The sequence below is a fragment of the Streptomyces sp. Isolate_45 genome, assembly GCF_024721315.2.
In the GTDB taxonomy this organism is placed as follows: Bacteria; Actinomycetota; Actinomycetes; order Streptomycetales; family Streptomycetaceae; genus Streptomyces.
This window is the reverse complement of sequence record NZ_JANFAK020000152.1, coordinates 1-18,598: the sequence shown is the minus strand read 5'-3', so window position 1 is coordinate 18,598 and position 18,598 is coordinate 1. Positions and strand designations below refer to the sequence as shown.

Genomic DNA, 18,598 nt, shown 5'->3' with positions numbered 1-18,598 from the left:
GCGGTCACGGAGCGGCGGGCTTCCGCCGGCGGCGCGGGCGCGAAGGCGCTGCCGCCGGCGGGCCCCGTGCCGCCCTGCCCGCCGTGCCGGGCGGGTGCGCTGTCCATCGTCATCGGCTGATGCGCTCCTGGTTCGAGGGCCGGGGCCTGCCCAGCAGTTCGTGGTACAGGCCGGTGACCGCGTCCGCGGTCCGCCGCACGTCGAAGTCGGTCCGGGCGTGCTGCCGGGCCTGCTCCCCGAGTTCGGCGAGCAGCCGCGGTTCGGTGAGGAGCCGTCCCAGGGCCTTGGCCAGGGCCGTCGGGTCCTCCGGTGGCACCAGGCAGAGCCGTCCCTGGCCGGGGGGCAGGCTCTCCCGCGCACCGCTGACGTCGGAGACCAGGACCGGTCGGCCGCAGGCCATGGCTTCGAGCGGGGCGAGCGCCATTCCTTCCCACCGCGACGGCAGTACAACGAGATCGGCGGCCCGAAGCCACGGTCGGATGTCCGCGGCGGCCCCCGCGAAGAACACGCCGGGCGGTGCCGTACGGCGCAGCCGTTCGCCGTCGGGGCCGTCCCCGACCAACGCCAGCCGGGCTTCGGGAACGGCCCCGAGCAGCTCCGGCCAGGCCCGCAGCAGGATGTCCTGCCCCTTCTGCGGGCAGAGCCGGCCGACGCAGACGGCGAGCGGCCCGCCGCCCCGGAGCCCGTCGGGCAGCGGGAGCCCGGCGCGGGCCTCGGCCCGGTCCTGTTCCGGGTCGGGGCGACCGGGGCGGAAGTGGTCGAGGTCGACGCCGTTGCGGATCACCGACCAGCGGCCGGCGATGCCCTCGGACTCCCCCGCGCGGCGCTCGGATTCGCTGACGCAGAGCACCCGGTCGGCCCAGCGGGCGCCGAGGCGTTCCCAGCGCAGCGCGAGCGCGGCGGTGGCTCCGCCGACGGCGTCGAAGGACCAGGCGTGCGGCTGGAACACCGTGGGCAGGGAACCCCGTACGGCGAGCCGTCCGGCGAGGCCCGCCTTGGCGCTGTGGGCGTGCAGCAGGTCGGGGCGGACCCGGCGGACCAGCCGGGCGGCGCCGAGGACCTCGGCGGGCAGGCCGGGGCCGGGGGCCCGCCCGGCGCGCCAGGTGAGCACCTCGGCTCCGGCGTCCCGGGCGTCGTCGGCGAGCCGCCCGCCGCGCGGGCAGCCGACGACGACGCGCAGGCCGCCGGCGGCCTGTGCCCGTACGAGGTCGGTGACGACCCGGGCAACGCCGCCGTCCACGGGCTGCACGAGGTGCAGGACGGTGAAGGCGGATCCGGCGGGCGCACGTGAAGGCCGTGCTGGTGAAGGCTGTGCTGATGGTTGTGTCGGCACGTGGAGTGGACTCCTGCGTTCAGCGGCGCGCGTCTGTCTGAACGAAGAGCACACCGAGGAATTGACCCTGACTTTCGCCTGTGAACTTGAAACTCAGGCTGCGGGCACCACCGGACAACGCGGGGCTGAGGTCGAACACGTCCGCGTCATATCCGAGATTGTTAATATGTTCGGGCTGTCGCACGAACGAGGGACGTCCGAATTCCGTGATCGTGGAATTCATAACATCATTAAAAGGATTTTCTGCATCACTGAGGCTGATCCGGCGCCCACTGTCGGCGGTCACCGTGAGTGAGTCCCCCAGTGTCCCGCGGTCCCCGTCGTACGCGACCACCCCGGCCCGCCCCGCGGAGCCGGCCGCGGCGTCCAGCCCGGTGATCTCCACCGTCTCGCCGGCCGCCTCGCCGCCCCCTGCCGCCAACCCCTCGAAGCCGTCCCACAGCGAGATCCGGCGCAGCGGCTCCTGCGGGTGCTCGTAGGCGACCACCAGGGTCCACCCGCCCCAGGCGCCCACGTCCGAGTGCCCCATGGCGATGTTGAGCTGCGCGACGGTCCACAGACCCGCGCCGCCCTTGCGGACCAGCGGGGTCACGTCGGCCGAGGCCTGGTAGGCGTCGCTCCCGGCGTCGGTGCGGTGCCCGATCACGGTGTCGGCCAGGACCGCCTTGTAGGCGCCCCCGGGCTCGGCGACCAGCACCCGCCCGTTGTCCTGCGGCGGCTTCTGCTCGCCCACCCGCAGGTTCCCGCCCCAGTAGAGACGGGCGTACGAGACCTTCGCGCCCTGCGGGACCTTGAGCTCGGCGCGGGTGGAGTTGTAGGTGTCCGGGTCCTTGTCGACCTCGCTGTAGAACATCTCGAAGTCGCTGTTGACCCCGGCCGCGCCCCGCTTGACCTCGGCGCACGGCTCGGCCTGCGGAACCTCCTCCTTGCGGCAACTGATGCCCGAGTTCGAGGCCCGGACGAGCCCTCCGTGCTGGACGGCCTGATAACGCTGAGTGAAGGGAACCCGGGGCAATTCGCGCGGCCCGGCCGGTTCCGCCGCCTGCGCCGCGGGGGCGTTGGCGGAAAGTGCGAGGCAGGACAGCAGGCCGAGCGTGCCGAGGATTCTGCGGGGTGAACCCATGTCCCTGTCTCCATTTTCGATCAAGGGGACAAAACAGGAGTGAACTTTGTCAGAAATCAGGCTGGAAATCACGTCGGACTCGCTCGTACGGCCTTTTGGGCGACGGTACGCACCCTCGCGGTGGGCGGGTCGTTAAGGCCGCGCAGCACCGCGCGGCCGAAAAAGGGAAACCGCCGGGAAAGTCGCGGAAGTCGCGCCGGGCCTGCCCGTTCGCCCCTCCGGGAGCCGGCGCGGGAACGCCTGAACGTCAACCTTCCGATCCGAAACGTCGGCATCCGGGTGAATCGACGCAACCCGGGACGGGGCGGGGCCGTTGTTCCGTGTGCTCCAGTACCGGGCAATCCTGCAAAAAAGGGACGAAAATGATCAAGAAGTTTGTGGCTGGCGCAGCGGTTGCCGCCTCCGTCGTGGGTCTGGGTGCCGCGATGGCCCCGCAGGCGATGGCGATCGGGAACGACAACGGCATCAACACCGTCAACGGCAACGGCGCCTCGCAGATCTACGGCAACCAGGCCACGTACGGCAACATGAGCCCGCAGATGGCGCTCATCCAGGGCTCGTTCAACAAGCCCTGCATCGCCCTGCCCGCCAAGGCCAACGTGCAGTCGGTCCTCGCCCTGGTCAACGTCGGCGTCCAGGACATCCCGGTCCTGTCCAGCCCGCAGAACCAGCAGTGCACCGAGAACTCGACCCAGGCCAAGGGCGACGAGGCCCTCTCGCACATCCTGGACAACATCCCGATCCTCTCGGGCAACGTCTCCTCCGGCAGCTGACCCCCTCAGCCCCGCCCCGGCGAGGCCGTCGCACCCTCGGGTCGCGGCGGCCTCGCCGCGTATAGGACCCCTCGCGCAAGACCCATCGAATTCCGGAACGATTCATCCCGGAATTCGGCGCGCGAAACCCGGGGGCATCGGAGTGAATTGCCCGCCGGCCCCCCAAAATCTCCGGTTTCTTTTCCCGGAGCCGCTCGTTGTTATTTGTGCAGTGGATACGCCCCTGCGGGAAGGATCGAAATCAAATGACGTACAAGAAGGCAGTGGTGCTGGCCGCCGGCGCGCTGATGGCCGCCGGTGTCGCCTCCCCCGCCATGGCCGACTCGGGCGCCAAGGGTGTCGCCGCGGGCTCCCCCGGTGTCCTCTCCGGCAACCTGCTCCAGGTTCCGGTGCACATCCCGGTCAACGTCTGCGGCAACACCGTCGACGTCATCGGTGTGCTGAACCCGGCGTTCGGCAACACCTGCGTCAACGCCTGACGAAGCGCCTGCGCCCCGCGGGGGCGAACCTCCTCGGGGTGGCCCCGGAGTGCACGGCGGTGCACTCCGGGGCCACCTTCGATTCAGCACCGGCCCCAGCGCCGGTAGACAGGGAAGGACCCATGCGACAGGTACTGAGTCGACAGGTACTGGGCAAGGGGATGCTCACGGCGGCGGCCGCGTCCAGCCTGCTGTCGATCGCGACCGGCGCGGCCTACGCGCATCCCGGGTCGACGGCCGAGGCCTCGCATTCGCCGGGTGTGCTGTCCGGCAACAGCGTCTCGGTACCGATCACCTTCGCCCCGAACGTGTGCGGCAACAGCGTGGACGGGGGCGCGGCCCTCAACCCGGCGATGGGCAACACCTGCGCCACCACGACCGGCTCCGACGTCGACCACGACTACGAGCGCCACCTCAGCCCCGAGCACGCCGAGACCTTCGAGCGCTACCTCGACGAGCGCAGCCGCGGCCGGCACGCGCTGCCGTCCCAGCGCCACGAGGAGGAGCGCCGCTACGAGACCCCCCGCGAGCACCTCCCGCGGCACGCGGCGCCCCGCCACGAGGAGCCGTCCCACGACGGCGGCTACGGCGGCCCGGGCGAGGAGCGGCAGCCCGAGGAGGAGTGCGACGACCACCCCGCGGGGCCCCCGCCGCACGCCGAGCAGCCGGTCCCCCACCCGGCGCCGCCCGCCCCGCACCACCCCGCGCCCCTCCCGGAGCCGAAGCCGGAGCCCAAGCCGGAGCCGGCCGCCGAGTACCCGGCGCCGCTGCCCGCCCCGGCGCCCGTACCGGTGCCGGAGATCCCGCCGGTGCCCGAGCCGCAGCCCGTGCCGCTGCCGGCGCCGGAGCCCGTCCCGGTACCGGTCCAGGAGGTCCCGCAGCCGCAGCCCGGGCCGGAGGCCCAGCCGGAGCCGCAGCCCCACACGCTCCCGGCCCCGTTGCCCGCCCCCGCGCCGCCCGTCGGGCAGGAGCCCCCCTCCTCGCGGCCACCGCACGGCAGCCAGCCCGTGGAACTGCCCGCTCCGGCACCCGTCCCCGTACCGGAGCACGTACGTCCCGGCGACCAGCCCCCGGCCGCCCCCGACGGTGACGCCCCGGTGCCGCTGCCTCCCGTAGCGGCCCCGGCACCCGTCCCGGCCGCGGAGGTCCCCTCCGTCCCGGCGCCGCACGTCCCCGCCTCCCCCACGCCGGCCCACGCGGCGGCGCCGGAGCTGGCCGCGACCGGAGCCGGCCGGCCGGAGGCCGCGGCGGCCCTCGCCGCGGCCCTGATCCTGGGCGGCGCGATTCTGTACCGGAGGTCCCGCGTCTCCTGACCGGGAATGCCGGTAATCAGAAGAAATATCGGCCGGAGAATGCCTTGTCGGATTCTCCGGCCGTTGCCGTGCCCCGAAGCCCGGCGTTTCCGTAGCGGCCGGTAATCGTTAGCCAGGTCGAAAGCGGCGCGACGGTCGCCGCTGACGCCTCTGCCCACGAAAAGAAGAGGATTTCGAATAATGAAGCTCAAGCAGGTCGCCGCTGTTCTCGTCGGCTCCGTCGCCGCCCTCGGCGCCGCGACCCCCGCCTTCGCCACCGAGACCCCGGCGTCGATGCCCCCCATGAGCGCGACGAGCGGACTGTCCGACGCGCTGAACGCCGTCGGCCCCGTCACCGAGGCGCTCCCCCAGACGGTGGGCAACGGACTCGCCGAGCAGGGCCAGAGCGTCGACAAGGTGTTCGGCACCGTCCAGAAGGTCAACGAGGCCCGCAACAACCTCCCGGGCCAGGTGCTGGAGGTCGCGAACCTCGCCCCCCAGGCGTCCCCGGAACTCCTCGGCGGTGTGAAGCTCAACGGCGGCGCGCACTGAACTACCGCCGACATGACTGTGGGCGCCACCGGCGAGGCCGGGGGCGCCCACAGTCATGTGCGCAGACTGCGACGAACGTCAGTCGTTGACGCAGACGTTGCCGAACGCCGGGTTCAGCAGGCCGATCACGTTGACGGAGTTGCCGCAGACGTTGACCGGGACGTGGACCGGAACCTGAGCCAGGTTGCCCGAGAGGACACCGGGGGAACCCACGGCCGCGCCCTCGGCCGACGAGTCGGCGACGGCGGAGCCGGCGGCACCGGCCGCGGCGAGACCAGCGGTGGCCAGGACCAGGGCGGCCTTCTTGGCAGCAGCAGAGTTCATGGGAAGTGCACCTTCTGTTCGATGTCCTGCCCCGATGCCGGGGCTCACACCGAGCGAAACGGTCCACCGTCCCGGACGACACGGCTGCCGAACGGATCAGACCTGTTCAGCCCAATAGTCGTAACTGCTAGTGGATCGGAATGTCGGGGATCGCCGGAATCTCCGGGATCGCGGGGACGAGGCCGTTCGCCGGGGGGACGGCCGGGTTGGCCACGGGCAGCTGCGGGATCTGCACGGGCGGGAGGTTCGGGGCCGCGGGGAGGTTCGGGATCGCGGGGATCGCCGGGAGGGCGGGCAGGGTCGGCAGCTTGATCTCCGGCAGGGTCACGCCGGGCAGCAGCGCCTGGAGCGACTTGAGGAGGTCGGCCAGGGTCGTGCCGATGCCGGCCAGGAGGTCGTCGATCGGGCCGGCCGCCGCACGCGACTCCAGCGCTTCGAGGCCGTCGATCTGCTCCTGGACGGCCTCCACCTTCTTCGTGAGGGCGGCCGCGCCCTCGCCGTCCGCGGCGACCGCGGGGGCGACCGCGCCGGACAGTATGACGACCGCGAGGGCCGACGGGACAAGGACGCGGAAGCGGGACGGCTTGGTGCGCATGGGGGTTCCTTCTGATGTGGTCGCTCAGAAACGGACCCGAGCGATCCGCTTCCTTACCCACCGTGCGAACACCTCGTACGGACCGCAACCGGACGGCCGACGGCGGAGTGGACCCGGTGGGTGCGTACGGGCTTCGCGCACGCGTCCGGAGCCGCCTCACCCGCTCCGGCGAAAAGCGCCGCGCGAACGGGCCGTTTGAGTGAAGGAGCGGAACCAACCCCGCCGGCGGCAGTTGACCAGGGAGCTCCACCAACGGGCACTCGTGCGACAAAAGGACCAATGATGCTCAAGAAGATCATGACTGCTGCCGCGGTCTCCGCCGTTGCCGTCGGCGCCGGCGCTGCGGCCGCGGCTCCGGCCATGGCCATCGGCAACGACAACGGGGTCAACACCGTCAACGGCAACGGCGCCTCGCAGATCTACGGCAACCAGAAGACCCACGGCGACCAGAGCCCGCAGCTCGGCCTGGTCCAGGGCACGCTCAACAAGCCCTGCATCGGTCTGCCGGCGAAGGTCAACGCCCAGTCGATCCTGGCCCTGATCAACGTGGGCGTCCAGGACATCAACGTCCTGTCCAACCCGCAGAACCAGCAGTGCGCCGAGAACTCGACCCAGGCCAAGGGCGACGAGCCGCTCTCGCACATCCTCAGCAACATCCCGGTCCTCTCGGGCAACGGCTCCATCGGCAGCTGATCCCCGCCTCCTCCTGCCGGGCCCACGACGCCCGCGGAGCAGAGGACGCCCCGCTCACGACCCGGGAGCGGGGGGAGCCCCGGCAGCTTGTGGCTGCCGGGGCTCCCGTGCGTGGTGGGGCGGGTCCGTCAGCCGGTCCAGAAGTCCCACCACCGGGTCAGGACCAGCATGGCGATCACCCCGATGTGCAGGGCGGGCGGCGCCCAGCCGAACTCGGCGAAGAAGACCCGTACCGGTGCGGGCGCGGGCAGGTGGCCGGCGCGGACGTTGTGCGCGGTGACGGCCCAGAACATCAGCAGCGTCGCCACCCAGGCCAGGCTGCACCACAGGCAGAGGGCGTTGATCTCGTACAGCGACTGGACCATCAGCCAGGCGCAGAATCCGGTGCCGAAGAGGGTGCCGGCGTTCAGTCCCAGCCAGAACCAGCCGCGGTGTCGGGCCCCGGCGAGCAGACCGGCGCCCACGCAGACCACGACGGCGTAGCCGACCAGACCCAACATCGGGTTGGGGAAGCCGAAGACCGCCGCCTGGTCGCTCTTCATGACGCTGCCGCAGGAGACCACGGGGTTGAGGCTGCAGGCGGGCTTGAAGTCCGGGTCCTCCAACAGGAGGAACTTGTCCAGGGTGATGACCCAGGAGGCCAGCAGCCCCGCCGCCCCGGTGAGCACCAGCAGCCATGGCAGCCCCTTCGGGGCCGGTGCGGGTTCGTCCTCGTGTCGACCGCCGGGCAGTCCCTGCTGACGGGGAACGCCCACTGTATTCGTTGCCATGTCACCCATAGTCCCCCGCAGTTGCACAGAGCGGACCTAATCATGCCTATACAGCCGGAAGTTGACCTGAAGGTGTGGCGGGAACCCCTGATGCTTCCCGGACGTTTTACCGAACCCCGGACGTGATGCCAGAACCAGGGGCTACTTTGAGCGTCTGCGAAGTGACAACCTGCGACGGCCTGGAGACCCACCTTGAGCGATCCGTACGAGACAACCGAGGCGCACCTCGACCGACTCCTCGGCCGCGCACTCAACTCCTTCGACCTGCCGGACCCGCTGGTCGAGCGCCTGGGCACCGCGCTCGCCCACAGCTCTTCGCTGTACACCACCCACCACAGCCCGGCGGCGGGGCTCTGGCGGGAGACGCACCGGCACACCTACCTGCTGGCGGACGGCGGTTCGGCGTCCCTGTGGGAGCTGGCCTACCGGCTGAAGGGTGACCGCGGCACCCGCTGCGAGGTGTTCGCGAGCAAGGCCGAGCTCGGCCTCGCGGTGACGGGGTTGTTCGGCGAGGCGCCCGCGGAGGCGGTGCCGGATCCGTCGCGGGCGGGCGGCCCCGACGGTGACGTGGAGTCCGATCTCTCCATGTTGAGCGCGCTGTTCGCGACATCGGCGCCGGAGGAGCGGCACCGGGAGTACGCCATGGAGGAGTCCGCGGACCACGCCCGCCGGGTGCTGCGGCGTGCGGAGAACCCCGACCGCCCCGGCGAGGCGGTGGCGGAGCGGCTGCGGTCGGCGTACGCCCACCGGATCACGCAGGCCTTCGGAGGCCGCCAGTGCCTCGCGGACGGGCGGGACGCGGGGTTCAGCCTGTACGAGCACGCGTTCGTGCTGCTGGACGGCGACGAGTTCAGCCTGTGGGAGGTCGAGCACACGGCCACGCCGGACGGTCGGCACATGTGCGAGGTCTACGGGAGCGAGGCCGCCGCGCGCGGGGCGATGGAGGTTCGCGCGCGGGTGAGGTGACGCCCCCGCCCGGACGGTGGGGGCCGGTTCAGGGCGTGGCGGATCCCGTCAGCTGGAGGTCCAGGGGCGGGTCCGCGGTGACGTGGACCTCCGCGGGGCGGAGGTCGGCGGGTGTGGGCATGGCGCTGCCGGGGAGTTGTACGGCCGCCGCCCCGTGGGCCAGGGCGGAGGCGAGGGCGGCGGGGCCGGTGCCGCCCGCGATGAGGAACCCGGCCAGGGTCGCGTCGCCGGCGCCGACGTCGCTGCGGACGGCGGTGACGGGCGCGGTGCCGTGGAAGGTGCCCTCCGCGCAGACGAGGAGCTGACCGTCGGCGCCCAGGGAGGCCAGGACGGATCCGGCGCCGAGCGAGCGGAGTTCCTCGGCGGCCTTGACGACGTCGCCGAGGGTGGGCAGGGGGCGGCCGACGGCTTCGGCCAGTTCCGCCGCGTTGGGCTTGATCACGTCGGGGCGGGCGGGGAGCGCCGCCAGGAGCGCGGGGCCCGAGGTGTCGAGGGCGACGCGGGCTCCGCCCTCGTGGGCCCGGGTGACCAGTTCGGCGTACCAGCCGGGGCCGGGGCCGCCGGGCAGGCTGCCGCAGCAGGCGATCCAGTCGGCGTCGGCGGAGCAGGCGCGGACCGTTTCCAGGAGCAGGGACGATTCCTCGGGCAGCAGCTCCGGGCCGGGCGCGTTGATCTTCGTGAGGGTGCCGTCCGGTTCGGCGACCGAGATGTTCGAGCGTGTTTGGCCGGCGATCGAGACCGCGGTGACGTCCACGCCCTGGGCGCCGAGCAGTTCGGCGAGCAGTATGCCGGGGGTGCCGCCGAGGGGGAGGACCGCCGTCGTGGGGACGCCGGCGGCGGCGACGGCGCGCGACACGTTGACGCCCTTGCCGCCCGGGTCGACCCGGTCGCCGGTGGCGCGCAGGACCGTACCGCGCTCCAGCGAGGGGACCTCGTACGTCCGGTCCAGGGAGGGGTTGGGGGTGACGGTGACGATCATACGAGTTCGACTTCCGTACCGGCGGCTTCGATCGCCGCCTTGTGGGCCGGGGCGAGCCCGGTGTCGGTGATGAGGAGGTCCACGTCCGCGAAGGTGCCGAAGCGGGCGAAGTGTTCCTGGCCGGCCTTCGCGGAATCGGCCAGCAGGACGACCCGGCGGGCGGCGGCGATGGCGGCCCGCTTGACCGCGCCCTCGGCCAGGTCGGGCGTGGTCAGACCGGCTTCGGGGGTGAAGCCGTTCGTCGCGAGGAAGAGGACGTCGGCGCGGATCTCGGCGTAGGCGCGCAGCGCCCAGGCGTCGACGGCGGCCCGGGTGCGGTGCCGGACGCGGCCTCCGACGAGGTGCAGGTCGACGCCGGCGTGGTCGGCGAGCCGGGCGGCGACGGGCAGGGCGTGGGTGACGACGGTGAGCGCTTGGTCGACGGGGATGCGCGCGGCGAGCCGGGCGACGGTGCTGCCGGCGTCGAGGATGATGCCGGCGCCGTCGGGGATCCGCTGGAGGGCGGCGGCGGCGATGCGGTCCTTCTCCTCGGCGGCGGTGGCCTCGCGCTCGGTGAGGTCGGGCTCGAAGTCGAGGCGGCCGGAGGGAATGGCCCCGCCGTGGACGCGGCGGATCAGGCCCGCCCGGTCGAGGGCCGTCAGGTCGCGGCGTACGGTCTCGGCGGTGACCTGGAAGCGTTCGGCCAGGGAGAGCACGTCGACGCGGCCCGCTTCGCGGGCCAGGCGCAGGATCTCCTGCTGTCGCTCGGGTGCGTACATGTGGCTTTGCGTCCGTCCTGTGCCCGCTTGGGTGGCTTCCTCCCCACCGTACGCCGCCGGATCCATGGAAGCAAAGCAAAACGGACATGCCCGCCGTGGAGGGGCGGGCATGTCCGTGCGGTTCGCGCAGACGCCGTGCGGGCCGCGCGGGGCCCTCGGGCGGTGGGGCCTCAGGCCGCGGCGACCTTCTCCGGGGACGGGTCGGCCTGCTCGACCGCGCCCTCGCGCTCACCCATCGGCACCTGCTTGCGCGGCAGCATGAACATCACCGCGAAGATCACGACGAGGACCGCCACGACCCACCACAGTGCGCCGCGGAAGGCCTCGACGTACGGGGCGCCGTAGACCCGGTCGTCGTCGATGAGCCCGAAGAAGACGACGGAGGTCAGGCCGAGGCCCAGGGCGTTGCCCATCTGGCCGGTGGTGTTGATGAGGCCGGAGGCCGATCCGGCGTGCTCGCGCGGGACCTGGGACAGGACGGTGTCGGTCAGCGGGGCCACGATCAGGCCCATGCCGATGCCCATGACCACCAGCGGGGCGGCCATCTGCCAGGAGGCGATCCCCATGCCGTAGTGCTCGGACTCCCAGATGTAGAGGAGCAGGCCCGCGGCCATGGTCAGCGCGCCGGCCTGGAGCACCTTGCGGCCGAAGCGCGGTACGAGCTTCTGGACGGAGATGCCCGCGGCGGCCGAGACGGCCAGGGAGAACGGGATGCCGGTGGTGCCGGCCCGCAGGGCGCTCCAGCCGAGGCCCATCTGCATGTACAGGGTCCAGACGAGGAAGAAGATGCCCGTCGCGATGCCGAAGGTCAGCTGGACCGCGATGCCGCCCGCGAAGCTCTTGACCTTGAAGAGGGAGAGCTCGACCAACGGCGAGCCGTCCTTCTTGATCTTGTACTTCTCGTAGGCGATGAAGCCGACGAAGAGGAAGGGCACCGCGCCCATGCACAGGAAGCCCCACAGCGGCCAGTCGTTCTCCCGGCCGTGGGTGAGCGGGAAGATCAGCATGACCAGGCCGACGGTGGCGAGGATGACGCCGACCAGGTCCAGGCGCAGGGCCTGGGGCGCCTTGGACTCGGTGATGAACTTGCGGCCCAGGATCACGCCGGCGATGCCGACGGGCAGGTTGATCAGGAAGATCGGGCGCCATTCCAGGCCGAAGAGGTTCCACTGGGTGAGCAGCGCGCCGAGCATCGGGCCCGAGACGGCGCCGAGGCCGACGATCGCGCCGAACATGCCGAAGACCTTGCCGCGCTCGTGCGGCGGGAAGGTGACGTGGATGATCGCCAGCACCTGCGGGACCATCAGCGCCGCCATCGCGCCCTGGAGGATGCGGGAGACGACGAGCATGGACGGGTTGGCGGCGATGCCGCAGAGCAGCGAGGCGGCGGTGAAGCCGGCGATCCCGAGGAGGAAGAGGCGCTTGCGGCCGTAGATGTCACCGAGACGGCCTCCGGTGATCAGGCCGGCGGCGAAGGCGAGGGCGTACCCGGCGGTGATCCACTGGATCGCGCTGGTGGAGGCGCCGAAGCCCTCGCGCATGCTGGGTATCGCGATGTTGACGATCGTGACGTCGACCAGGTCCATGAAGGCCGCGGTCATCACGATGGCGAGCGCCAGCCAGCGGCGGCGGTCGCCGGGCGACGCGGCGCCCTCCTCGGCGGTGCCCGGCGCGGACGCCGGATCCGGTGCAGATGCGGTGGGCGCGTTCCGCTCTTCTCGTACGGGCCCGTTCTTTCTTTCGGGCGATGTCTGGGACGTCTCGGTGCTCATGGAGAGAAACCTAGACGGGATATAGGTCAGATGGTGTCCTATTTCGATGGCAGCCTTGGGCCATGAACGACACCCCGGCCCGGCTGCTCACCCTGCTGTCCCTGCTGCAGACCCCGCGCGAATGGCCGGGCAGCGAACTCGCCGAGCGGCTGCGCGTGAGCGCGCGGACGATCCGGCGGGACATCGACCGGCTGCGGGACCTCGGATACCCGGTGGAGGCCTCGCTGGGCGCGGAGGGCGGGTACCGGTTGGTGGCGGGGGCGGCGATGCCGCCGCTGCTGCTGGACGACGAGGAGGCGGTGGCGATCGCCGTCGGGCTGCGGGCGGGGGCCGGGCACGCGATCGAGGGGGTCGAGGAGGCCTCCGTGCGGGCCCTGGCGAAGCTGGAGCAGGTGCTGCCCTCCCGGCTGCGGCACCGGGTGGGCGCGCTCCAGTCGGCGACGGTCGCGGTGACCCGCGGGGACGGTGCCAGCGTGGATCCGCGGACGCTGACGACGATGGCCGCGTCGATCGCGGGGGTGGAACGGCTGCGGTTCGCGTACCGGGCGCGGGACGGGGCGGACAGTCGGCGGCAGGTGGAGCCGTACCGGTTGGTGAGCACGGGGAGCCGCTGGTACCTGGTGGCCTTCGACCTGGAGCGGGAGGACTGGCGGACGTTCCGGGTGGACCGGGTCAGCGAGCCCTTCGCGACGGGGGCCCGGTTCGCGCCGCGGGAGCTGCCGATGGAGGCGGCCGAGTTCGTCCGGCGCGGGCTGCGCGGCGGGGAGCGGTACGGGGTCGACGTGTCCTTCGCGGTGGCCCCGGAGGAGTTGCCGGGCTGGCTGCGGGAGTCGGCGCGGGCGGAGGCGGGCGGCGCCCGGGTGCGCTTCGAGAGCGCGGAGACCCCGGAGTGGCTGGCGGCCCGACTGGCGCTGACGGGAATCCCGTTCACGGTGCTGGCCCCGGAGTTCCTGTCGGCGGCCGCCCGGACGCTCGCCGGCCGCCTGACGGGAGCGGCGGGCGCGTCCTGATCGGGCCGTACCGGCGTACGGGCACGGGCGCGGACACGAGGGAGCCCCGGCACCTGGGGGGGGTAGGTGCCGGGGCTCGTCAGGGGGGCGGCACCGGGCCGGTCGGGTCGTGGTCAGGCCACGGCGTCGAAGCCGGTGTCGCGGGCCATCCGCTTCAGTTCGAGGAGCGCGTGCTTCTCGATCTGCCGGATCCGCTCGCGGGTCAGACCGTGCTGCTTGCCGACCTCGGTCAGGGTCCGCTCGCGGCCGTCCTCGATGCCGTACCGCATCTTGATGATGGACGCGGTGCGCTGGTCCAGCTTGCCGAGGAGGTCCTCCAGCTCCTCGCTGCGCAGCAGCGAGAGGACGGACTGCTCGGGCGAGATCGCCGAGGTGTCCTCCAGCAGGTCGCCGAACTGGGTGTCGCCCTCGTCGTCCACCGACATGTTCAGGCTGACCGGGTCGCGCGCCCAGTCCAGGACGTCGCCGACGCGCTTCTCTGTGGAGTCGAGCTCGGCGGCGATCTCCGCGTGCTCCGGGTCGCGGCCGTTCTCGCGGTTGAACTCGCGCTGCACCCGGCGGATCCGGCCGAGCTCCTCGACCAGGTGGACGGGGAGGCGGATGGTGCGGGACTGGTCGGCGATGGACCGGGTGATGGCCTGCCGGATCCACCACGTGGCGTACGTGGAGAACTTGAAGCCCTTGGCGTAGTCGAACTTCTCGACGGCGCGGACCAGGCCGGCGTTGCCCTCCTGGATCAGGTCGAGGAGGGGAAGCCCGCTGCGCGGGTAGCGGCGGGCGACGGCCACCACCAGACGGAGGTTGGACCGGATGAAGACTTCCTTGGCGCGCTCGCCCTCGGCGGCCAGGGCTTCCAGCTCCTCGCGCGCCGGGGTGTCCCCCGCGCGCTCTATCGCACCGTCGAGGATCTGCTGGGCGTACACGCCCGCCTCGATGATCTGCGAGAGCTCCACTTCCTTGGCGGCGTCGAGCAGCGGGGTGCGCGCGATCTCGTCCAGGTACATGCCGACCAGGTCACGATCGGCGATCTCCCCGCCCACGGCGCGGGCGCTGCTCGTGGACTGACGACGGGCGACGGCGCGGGTTGCCATGCGTGCTCCCTTGCGATGCGATGATTCGGTCGCGGTGCGGCTGGAGGACGGCCCGGAGCGGCGAGCGCTGCGGCGGTACGTCCTTCGGACACTCTCCCGAGTGCCCGCTTCCGATGGAAACAACGACTGGAATCGGGACAGAATTCCCACGCCGCTCCCTCTTTTCCGAGATCTTGCAGTATCCTGCCCCGCCATCACCCGGTCACGGAGGGGCGCGGAATGCCGCAAGAAATCGAAGGAGTGCAGGTCAGGCCTGGAACCGAGGCGGACCTCACAGCCCTCACGGAGTTGTACAACCACTACGTCCGTGAGACTGCCGTCACATTCGACACGGTGCCCTTCAGCCCGGAACAGCGCCGCCCGTGGCTGCACTCCCACCCTGAAGACGGGCCCCACCGCCTTCTGGTTGCCTGGACAGGCGACCGAATAGCCGGATACGCGACAAGCAGTGCGTTCCGTCCGAAACCGGCGTACGCGAGTTCGGTGGAGGTCAGCGTGTACCTGGCCCCGCACGCGGTGGGCCGCGGCATCGGCGGCGCGCTCTACACGGCCCTTTTCGAGGCGCTCGCCGGCGAACCCGTGCACCGGGCGTTCGCGGGCGTCGCCCTGCCGAACGAGGCCTCGGTGCGCCTGCACGAGCGCTTCGGCTTCCGCCCGGTCGGGGAGTTCACCGAGGCGGGCTGGAAGTTCGACCGCTTCTGGGACGTCCGCTGGTACGAGAAGCCCCTGGGCGGGGCCGCCGGAGCCCCCTCCCGGGGCCCGTCGTCGAACGACAGGCCCTAGCCGAACTGGAGGGAGCGCTTGGAGAGGCCCATCCAGAAGCCGTCCACCGGGGTCCGCTGGGCGCCGCCGAGGTCGCCCTCGGCGGCGCCGAGGGTGACGAACAGCGGGGCGAAGTGCTCGGTCCGGGGGTGTGCCAGGCGGCCCGCGGGGGACTTGACCTCGAAGTCGAGCAGGGCGTCCACGTCGGCGGCGGCGAGGGCCTCGCGGCCCCAGTCGTCGAACTCGGCGGACCAGCCGGGCACCCCGGGGCCGGTGTGCCGAAGCGCCGCGAGGTTGTGCGTGAAGAACCCGCTGCCGACGATGAGCACGCCCTCGTCGCGCAGCGGGGCGAGCCGGCGGCCGATGTCCATCAGGCGGGCCGGGTCGAGGGTCGGCAGGGAGATCTGCAGGACCGGTATGTCGGCGTCGGGGTACATCTCGACGAGGGGGACGTACGCGCCGTGGTCGAGGCCCCGGTCGGGCATGTCCTGGACGGGGGTGCCGGGGGTCCGCAGGAGGGAGCGGACCGAGGCGGCGAGTTCCGGCGCGCCGGGGGCCCCGTACCGCACGGCGTAGTAGTGCTCGGGGAAGCCCCAGAAGTCGTACACGAGGGGGACGGGCCCGGTGGCGCCCAGCGCCAGGGGGGCCTCCTCCCAGTGCGCGGAGACCATCAGGATCGCGCGGGGTCGGGGCAGCGCCGCCGACCAGGCGGCGAGCTCGCCGGGCCAGACGGGGTCGTCGGCGAGCGGCGGGGCGCCGTGGCTCAGGTACAGCGCCGGCATGCGGGTGGGGGCGGGCGCGGGCGCGGGTACGGAGGTCATCGGGCGCTCCTCGATGCTCGGGAGTTCGGTACGGGTGGGTGCCGGGCGCGCCGCCGGGGGCGCCGGCAGGGGGTCGTGGACACAGCTGTCCCCGGGCTGCCGTCGGGCCGCCGGGGCTGCCCCACAAAGACTAACCCCGCTTCGTTCAAATTTGAACGAAGCGGGGTGATCAGTCATTCCCGCACCGGGATCCCCGTCAGTGGGCGATCACCGGGATCTTGAACTCGGCGTCCTCGGAGTCGGAACCCGGGCCGCCGGCCGCCGGTGCGCCCGCGCCGGGTCGGCCCGTGGTGATCAGGGCGAACGCGATGGTCGCGCTGATCACGAGGATGCCGACGGCCCACCAGATCGCGGAGGAGTAGCCCTCGACCATCGCCTTGGCCTGCGCCAGCTGCCCGGCGGGCCCGCCCGCCGCGACCTCGGCCGCGTGGTCGGTCAGGTACGCGGTCGTCGCGGAGGCGGCGATCGTGTTCAGCAGGGCGGTACCGATCGCGCCGCCGACCTGCTGCGAGGTGTTCACCATGGCCGAGGCCACGCCGGCGTCGGCCGGGTTCACCCCGTGCGTGGCCAGCGACATGGCCGGCATGAACGCGGTGCCCATGCCGAGGCCCAGCAGCAGCTGCGCCGGCAGGATCAGCGCCGGGTAGGAGGAGCCGACCTCCAGCTGGGTCAGCAGCAGCATGCCGGTCGCGGCGACGAGGAAGCCCGGACCCATGAGCAGGCGGGGCGGCACGCGGGTCATCAGGCGGGCGCCGATCTGGGTGGAGCCCGTGATCATGCCCGCGATCATCGGCAGGAAGGCGAAGCCGGTCTTGACGGGCGAGAAGCCCTTCACGACCTGGAGGTAGTAGGTGAGGAACAGGAACAGGCCGAACATCGAGATGACGGCCAGGCCGAGGGAGAGGTAGACGCCGCCGCGGTTGCGCTCCAGCAGGACGCGCAGGGGCAGCAGCGGGGACTTCACCTTCGACTCGACGTACACGAAGGCCAGCAGCAGGACCGCGGAGGCGACGAACAGGCCGATGGTGAGCGGGTCCGACCAGCCCTCGGACTCGGCGCGGGTGAAGCCGTACACGAGCGAGACGAGACCGACCGTCGAGAGGAGCACGCCGGGGACGTCGAGCTTCGCGGGGTTGCGGGAGCCGGCCGGCTCGCGGATGACCATCCAGGCACCGACGGCGGCGACGACCGCGAAGGGGATGTTGACGAAGAACGTCCAGCGCCAGTTCAGGTACTCGGTGAGGAAGCCGCCGAGGATCAGGCCGACGGCGCCGCCGCCGCCCGCGATGGCACCGTAGATGCCGAAGGCCTTGGCCCGCTCCTTGGCGTCGGTGAAGCTGACGGCCAGCAGGGAGAGCGCGGCCGGTGCCAGCAGGGCGCCGAACGCACCCTGGAGGGCGCGGGCACCGAGCATCATCGCCTCGCTGTTGGCGGCGCCGCCGAGCGCGGAGGCCAGGGCGAAGCCGGCGAGGCCGACGACGAAGGCGTTCTTACGTCCCCACTTGTCGGCGATGCGGCCACCGAAGAGCAGCAGCCCGCCGAAGGCGAGCGCGTACGCGGTGATGACCCACTGGCGGTTTCCGTCCGAGATGCCCAGGTCGGTCTGGGCGGACGGGAGCGCGATGTTCACGATGGTCGCGTCGAGGACGACCATCAGCTGCGCCAGGGCTATGAAGACGAGGGCCTTCCAACGATTGGGGTCGGCGGCGACCGGCGGGGCGGCCGCGGCTGTTTTTGACATGGGGGTACCTACTTCACTGTGCGGAATGACTGAAAGAAGCTAGTTGATGAGGGTTTGCCGCGTCATGTGGTTTTACGTCTGAGGTCCCGCAAGGAGGCCGCGACACCGGGCAGTTCGGAGCGGGCCGGGGCGCGCAGCCCGTCGAGGAAGAGCTGGAGGTGGCGGTGCGCGTACCCGTCCATGTCCGGGCAGCCCGTACCGGGGAGGGGGCGGCTCAGCTGGGACAGGGCGACCATCAGGTCACCGACGCCGATGTCGGTGCGGACGAGTCCGCCGTCCTGTCCGGCGGCCACGAGGGCTTCCACGGCCTCCTCCAACGCGGTGCGGGACGCGATCAGTTCGGGGTGCTCCGGGTCGAAGCCGGCGGCGAGCATCGGGCACAGGGCGCCGATGCGTTCGTCGGCCGCCGCGTGCGCGAAGCGGCAGAGCGCGGTGAAGGGGTCGGGTTCCTGCGCGAGCGCGTCCTCCGCCAGGGCGGCGACGCGGCCCGTCACGTAGAGCACGACGTGGTGGACGAGGGTGGAGCGGTCCGGGAAGTGCCGGTAGAGGGTGGCGTTGCCGACGCCGGCGCGGCGGGCGATCTCGTCGAGCGGCGCGTCCGAGCCGAACTCCACCAGCATCTCGCGGGCCGCGACCAGGATGCGCTCCCGGTTGCGCACGGCGTCCGCGCGCGGCTTCGACACCCGGGCGGGGACGGCGGCCGACTCCGGGGTCGCCGGCGCGACCGCCGCCGGGGGGGGGGGGGTTTTTGTATATCAAAAATC

At 72.0% G+C, this 18,598-nt stretch carries 20 protein-coding genes; 8 read left to right on the top strand and 12 right to left on the bottom strand.

The genetic code is table 11. From position 1 onward, the window contains the following. Positions 1-109: 109 nt before the first annotated feature. Both NOD94_RS33030 and NOD94_RS33025 read right to left on the bottom strand, forming a co-directional pair. Positions 110-1,258 (bottom strand): glycosyltransferase, encoded by a 1,149-nt coding sequence (locus tag NOD94_RS33030; RefSeq protein ID WP_281209871.1) that lies wholly within the window; start codon positions 1,256-1,258, stop codon positions 110-112. A 94-nt stretch (positions 1,259-1,352) separates the two neighbouring features. After that, positions 1,353-2,528: a DUF3344 domain-containing protein gene (locus NOD94_RS33025; protein ID WP_281209870.1), complete on the bottom strand. Its 1,176-nt coding sequence runs from the start codon at positions 2,526-2,528 to the stop codon at positions 1,353-1,355. Positions 2,529-2,818: 290 nt separating this feature from the next. On the opposite strand from NOD94_RS33025, the gene NOD94_RS33020 reads away from it, so the two are divergent. The 4 genes from NOD94_RS33020 to NOD94_RS33005 all read left to right on the top strand — a co-directional run bounded on the left by NOD94_RS33020 (position 2,819) and on the right by NOD94_RS33005 (position 5,552). Further along, the gene (locus NOD94_RS33020; protein ID WP_281209869.1) at positions 2,819-3,229 is read left to right on the top strand and encodes a rodlin; all 411 of its coding nucleotides are present in this window, start codon (positions 2,819-2,821) and stop codon (positions 3,227-3,229) included. Positions 3,230-3,474: 245 nt separating this feature from the next. Continuing rightward, complete coding sequence (locus NOD94_RS33015) at positions 3,475-3,708, top strand: chaplin (RefSeq protein WP_281209868.1); 234 nt, start codon at positions 3,475-3,477, stop codon at positions 3,706-3,708. Between the two features lie 122 nt (positions 3,709-3,830). Further along, positions 3,831-5,021 (top strand): chaplin, encoded by a 1,191-nt coding sequence (locus tag NOD94_RS33010; RefSeq protein ID WP_281209867.1) that lies wholly within the window; start codon positions 3,831-3,833, stop codon positions 5,019-5,021. Between the two features lie 180 nt (positions 5,022-5,201). After that, positions 5,202-5,552: a hypothetical protein gene (locus NOD94_RS33005; protein ID WP_281209866.1), complete on the top strand. Its 351-nt coding sequence runs from the start codon at positions 5,202-5,204 to the stop codon at positions 5,550-5,552. Between the two features lie 78 nt (positions 5,553-5,630). Here NOD94_RS33005 and NOD94_RS33000 read toward each other — a convergent pair whose 3' ends face one another. After that, the gene (locus tag NOD94_RS33000) at positions 5,631-5,876 is read right to left on the bottom strand and encodes a chaplin (RefSeq protein WP_281209865.1); all 246 of its coding nucleotides are present in this window, start codon (positions 5,874-5,876) and stop codon (positions 5,631-5,633) included. A gap of 127 nt (positions 5,877-6,003) precedes the next feature. Further along, positions 6,004-6,471, bottom strand: a complete 468-nt coding sequence (locus NOD94_RS32995) for a hypothetical protein (RefSeq protein WP_281209864.1) — start codon at positions 6,469-6,471, stop codon at positions 6,004-6,006. 282 nt (positions 6,472-6,753) lie between these two features. Here NOD94_RS32995 and NOD94_RS32990 point away from each other — a divergent pair, with 282 nt between their 5' ends. Then, positions 6,754-7,164 (top strand): rodlin, encoded by a 411-nt coding sequence (locus tag NOD94_RS32990; RefSeq protein ID WP_281209863.1) that lies wholly within the window; start codon positions 6,754-6,756, stop codon positions 7,162-7,164. A 128-nt stretch (positions 7,165-7,292) separates the two neighbouring features. On the opposite strand, the gene NOD94_RS32985 is transcribed toward NOD94_RS32990, so the two are convergent. Next, entirely contained in the window at positions 7,293-7,934 is a 642-nt protein-coding gene (locus NOD94_RS32985) for a vitamin K epoxide reductase family protein (protein WP_281209862.1), read from the bottom strand. Between the two features lie 192 nt (positions 7,935-8,126). On the opposite strand from NOD94_RS32985, the gene NOD94_RS32980 reads away from it, so the two are divergent. After that, positions 8,127-8,900 carry a DUF6227 family protein gene (locus NOD94_RS32980; protein WP_281209861.1) on the top strand — a complete coding sequence of 258 codons (774 nt, stop codon included), beginning with the start codon at positions 8,127-8,129 and terminating at the stop codon, positions 8,898-8,900. 28 nt (positions 8,901-8,928) lie between these two features. Here NOD94_RS32980 and pfkB read toward each other — a convergent pair whose 3' ends face one another. The 3 genes from pfkB to NOD94_RS32965 all read right to left on the bottom strand — a co-directional run bounded on the left by pfkB (position 8,929) and on the right by NOD94_RS32965 (position 12,409). Beyond that, positions 8,929-9,879 (bottom strand): 1-phosphofructokinase, encoded by a 951-nt coding sequence (gene pfkB, locus NOD94_RS32975; RefSeq protein WP_281209860.1) that lies wholly within the window; start codon positions 9,877-9,879, stop codon positions 8,929-8,931. Beyond that, on the bottom strand, positions 9,876-10,637 hold the full coding sequence (locus tag NOD94_RS32970) for a DeoR/GlpR family DNA-binding transcription regulator (RefSeq protein ID WP_281209859.1): 762 nt from the start codon (positions 10,635-10,637) through the stop codon (positions 9,876-9,878). Before NOD94_RS32970 ends, pfkB begins: the two co-directional genes overlap by 4 nt. 170 nt (positions 10,638-10,807) lie before the next feature. After that, complete coding sequence (locus NOD94_RS32965; RefSeq protein ID WP_281209858.1) at positions 10,808-12,409, bottom strand: MFS transporter; 1,602 nt, start codon at positions 12,407-12,409, stop codon at positions 10,808-10,810. Between the two features lie 62 nt (positions 12,410-12,471). Here NOD94_RS32965 and NOD94_RS32960 point away from each other — a divergent pair, with 62 nt between their 5' ends. Continuing rightward, positions 12,472-13,419 carry a YafY family protein gene (locus NOD94_RS32960; RefSeq protein ID WP_281209857.1) on the top strand — a complete coding sequence of 316 codons (948 nt, stop codon included), beginning with the start codon at positions 12,472-12,474 and terminating at the stop codon, positions 13,417-13,419. A 113-nt stretch (positions 13,420-13,532) separates the two neighbouring features. On the opposite strand, the gene NOD94_RS32955 is transcribed toward NOD94_RS32960, so the two are convergent. Beyond that, entirely contained in the window at positions 13,533-14,510 is a 978-nt protein-coding gene (locus tag NOD94_RS32955) for a sigma-70 family RNA polymerase sigma factor (protein ID WP_281209856.1), read from the bottom strand. Between the two features lie 219 nt (positions 14,511-14,729). On the opposite strand from NOD94_RS32955, the gene NOD94_RS32950 reads away from it, so the two are divergent. After that, positions 14,730-15,293 (top strand): GNAT family N-acetyltransferase, encoded by a 564-nt coding sequence (locus NOD94_RS32950; protein WP_281209855.1) that lies wholly within the window; start codon positions 14,730-14,732, stop codon positions 15,291-15,293. On the opposite strand, the gene NOD94_RS32945 is transcribed toward NOD94_RS32950, so the two are convergent. The 3 genes from NOD94_RS32945 to NOD94_RS32935 all read right to left on the bottom strand — a co-directional run bounded on the left by NOD94_RS32945 (position 15,290) and on the right by NOD94_RS32935 (position 18,517). Further along, positions 15,290-16,093 carry a class III extradiol ring-cleavage dioxygenase gene (locus NOD94_RS32945; protein WP_281209854.1) on the bottom strand — a complete coding sequence of 268 codons (804 nt, stop codon included), beginning with the start codon at positions 16,091-16,093 and terminating at the stop codon, positions 15,290-15,292. The two genes, NOD94_RS32950 and NOD94_RS32945, sit on opposite strands and share 4 nt — an antisense overlap. Before the next feature lie 196 nt (positions 16,094-16,289). After that, positions 16,290-17,834, bottom strand: coding sequence for an MFS transporter (locus NOD94_RS32940; RefSeq protein WP_281209853.1), 1,545 nt, complete (start codon positions 17,832-17,834; stop codon positions 16,290-16,292). 62 nt (positions 17,835-17,896) lie between these two features. Continuing rightward, the gene (locus NOD94_RS32935) at positions 17,897-18,517 is read right to left on the bottom strand and encodes a TetR/AcrR family transcriptional regulator (RefSeq protein WP_281209852.1); all 621 of its coding nucleotides are present in this window, start codon (positions 18,515-18,517) and stop codon (positions 17,897-17,899) included. Positions 18,518-18,598 lie beyond the last annotated feature (81 nt).

Bases quoted from the DNA above. Each gene is read 5' to 3' on its own strand.
- NOD94_RS32970 (WP_281209859.1), bottom strand. From the start codon at position 10,637: ATGTACGCACCCGAGCGACAGCAGGAGATCCTGCGCCTGGCCCGCGAA.
- NOD94_RS32940 (WP_281209853.1), bottom strand. From the start codon at position 17,834: ATGTCAAAAACAGCCGCGGCCGCCCCGCCGGTCGCCGCCGACCCCAAT.
- NOD94_RS32960 (WP_281209857.1), top strand. From the start codon at position 12,472: ATGAACGACACCCCGGCCCGGCTGCTCACCCTGCTGTCCCTGCTGCAG.
- NOD94_RS32955 (WP_281209856.1), bottom strand. From the start codon at position 14,510: ATGGCAACCCGCGCCGTCGCCCGTCGTCAGTCCACGAGCAGCGCCCGC.
- NOD94_RS32995 (WP_281209864.1), bottom strand. From the start codon at position 6,471: ATGCGCACCAAGCCGTCCCGCTTCCGCGTCCTTGTCCCGTCGGCCCTC.
- NOD94_RS32990 (WP_281209863.1), top strand. From the start codon at position 6,754: ATGCTCAAGAAGATCATGACTGCTGCCGCGGTCTCCGCCGTTGCCGTC.
- NOD94_RS33010 (WP_281209867.1), top strand. From the start codon at position 3,831: ATGCGACAGGTACTGAGTCGACAGGTACTGGGCAAGGGGATGCTCACG.
- NOD94_RS32985 (WP_281209862.1), bottom strand. From the start codon at position 7,934: ATGGCAACGAATACAGTGGGCGTTCCCCGTCAGCAGGGACTGCCCGGC.
- NOD94_RS32965 (WP_281209858.1), bottom strand. From the start codon at position 12,409: ATGAGCACCGAGACGTCCCAGACATCGCCCGAAAGAAAGAACGGGCCC.
- NOD94_RS32945 (WP_281209854.1), bottom strand. From the start codon at position 16,093: ATGACCTCCGTACCCGCGCCCGCGCCCGCCCCCACCCGCATGCCGGCG.
- NOD94_RS32950 (WP_281209855.1), top strand. From the start codon at position 14,730: ATGCCGCAAGAAATCGAAGGAGTGCAGGTCAGGCCTGGAACCGAGGCG.
- NOD94_RS33015 (WP_281209868.1), top strand. From the start codon at position 3,475: ATGACGTACAAGAAGGCAGTGGTGCTGGCCGCCGGCGCGCTGATGGCC.
- NOD94_RS33000 (WP_281209865.1), bottom strand. From the start codon at position 5,876: ATGAACTCTGCTGCTGCCAAGAAGGCCGCCCTGGTCCTGGCCACCGCT.
- NOD94_RS33005 (WP_281209866.1), top strand. From the start codon at position 5,202: ATGAAGCTCAAGCAGGTCGCCGCTGTTCTCGTCGGCTCCGTCGCCGCC.
- pfkB (WP_281209860.1), bottom strand. From the start codon at position 9,879: ATGATCGTCACCGTCACCCCCAACCCCTCCCTGGACCGGACGTACGAG.
- NOD94_RS33020 (WP_281209869.1), top strand. From the start codon at position 2,819: ATGATCAAGAAGTTTGTGGCTGGCGCAGCGGTTGCCGCCTCCGTCGTG.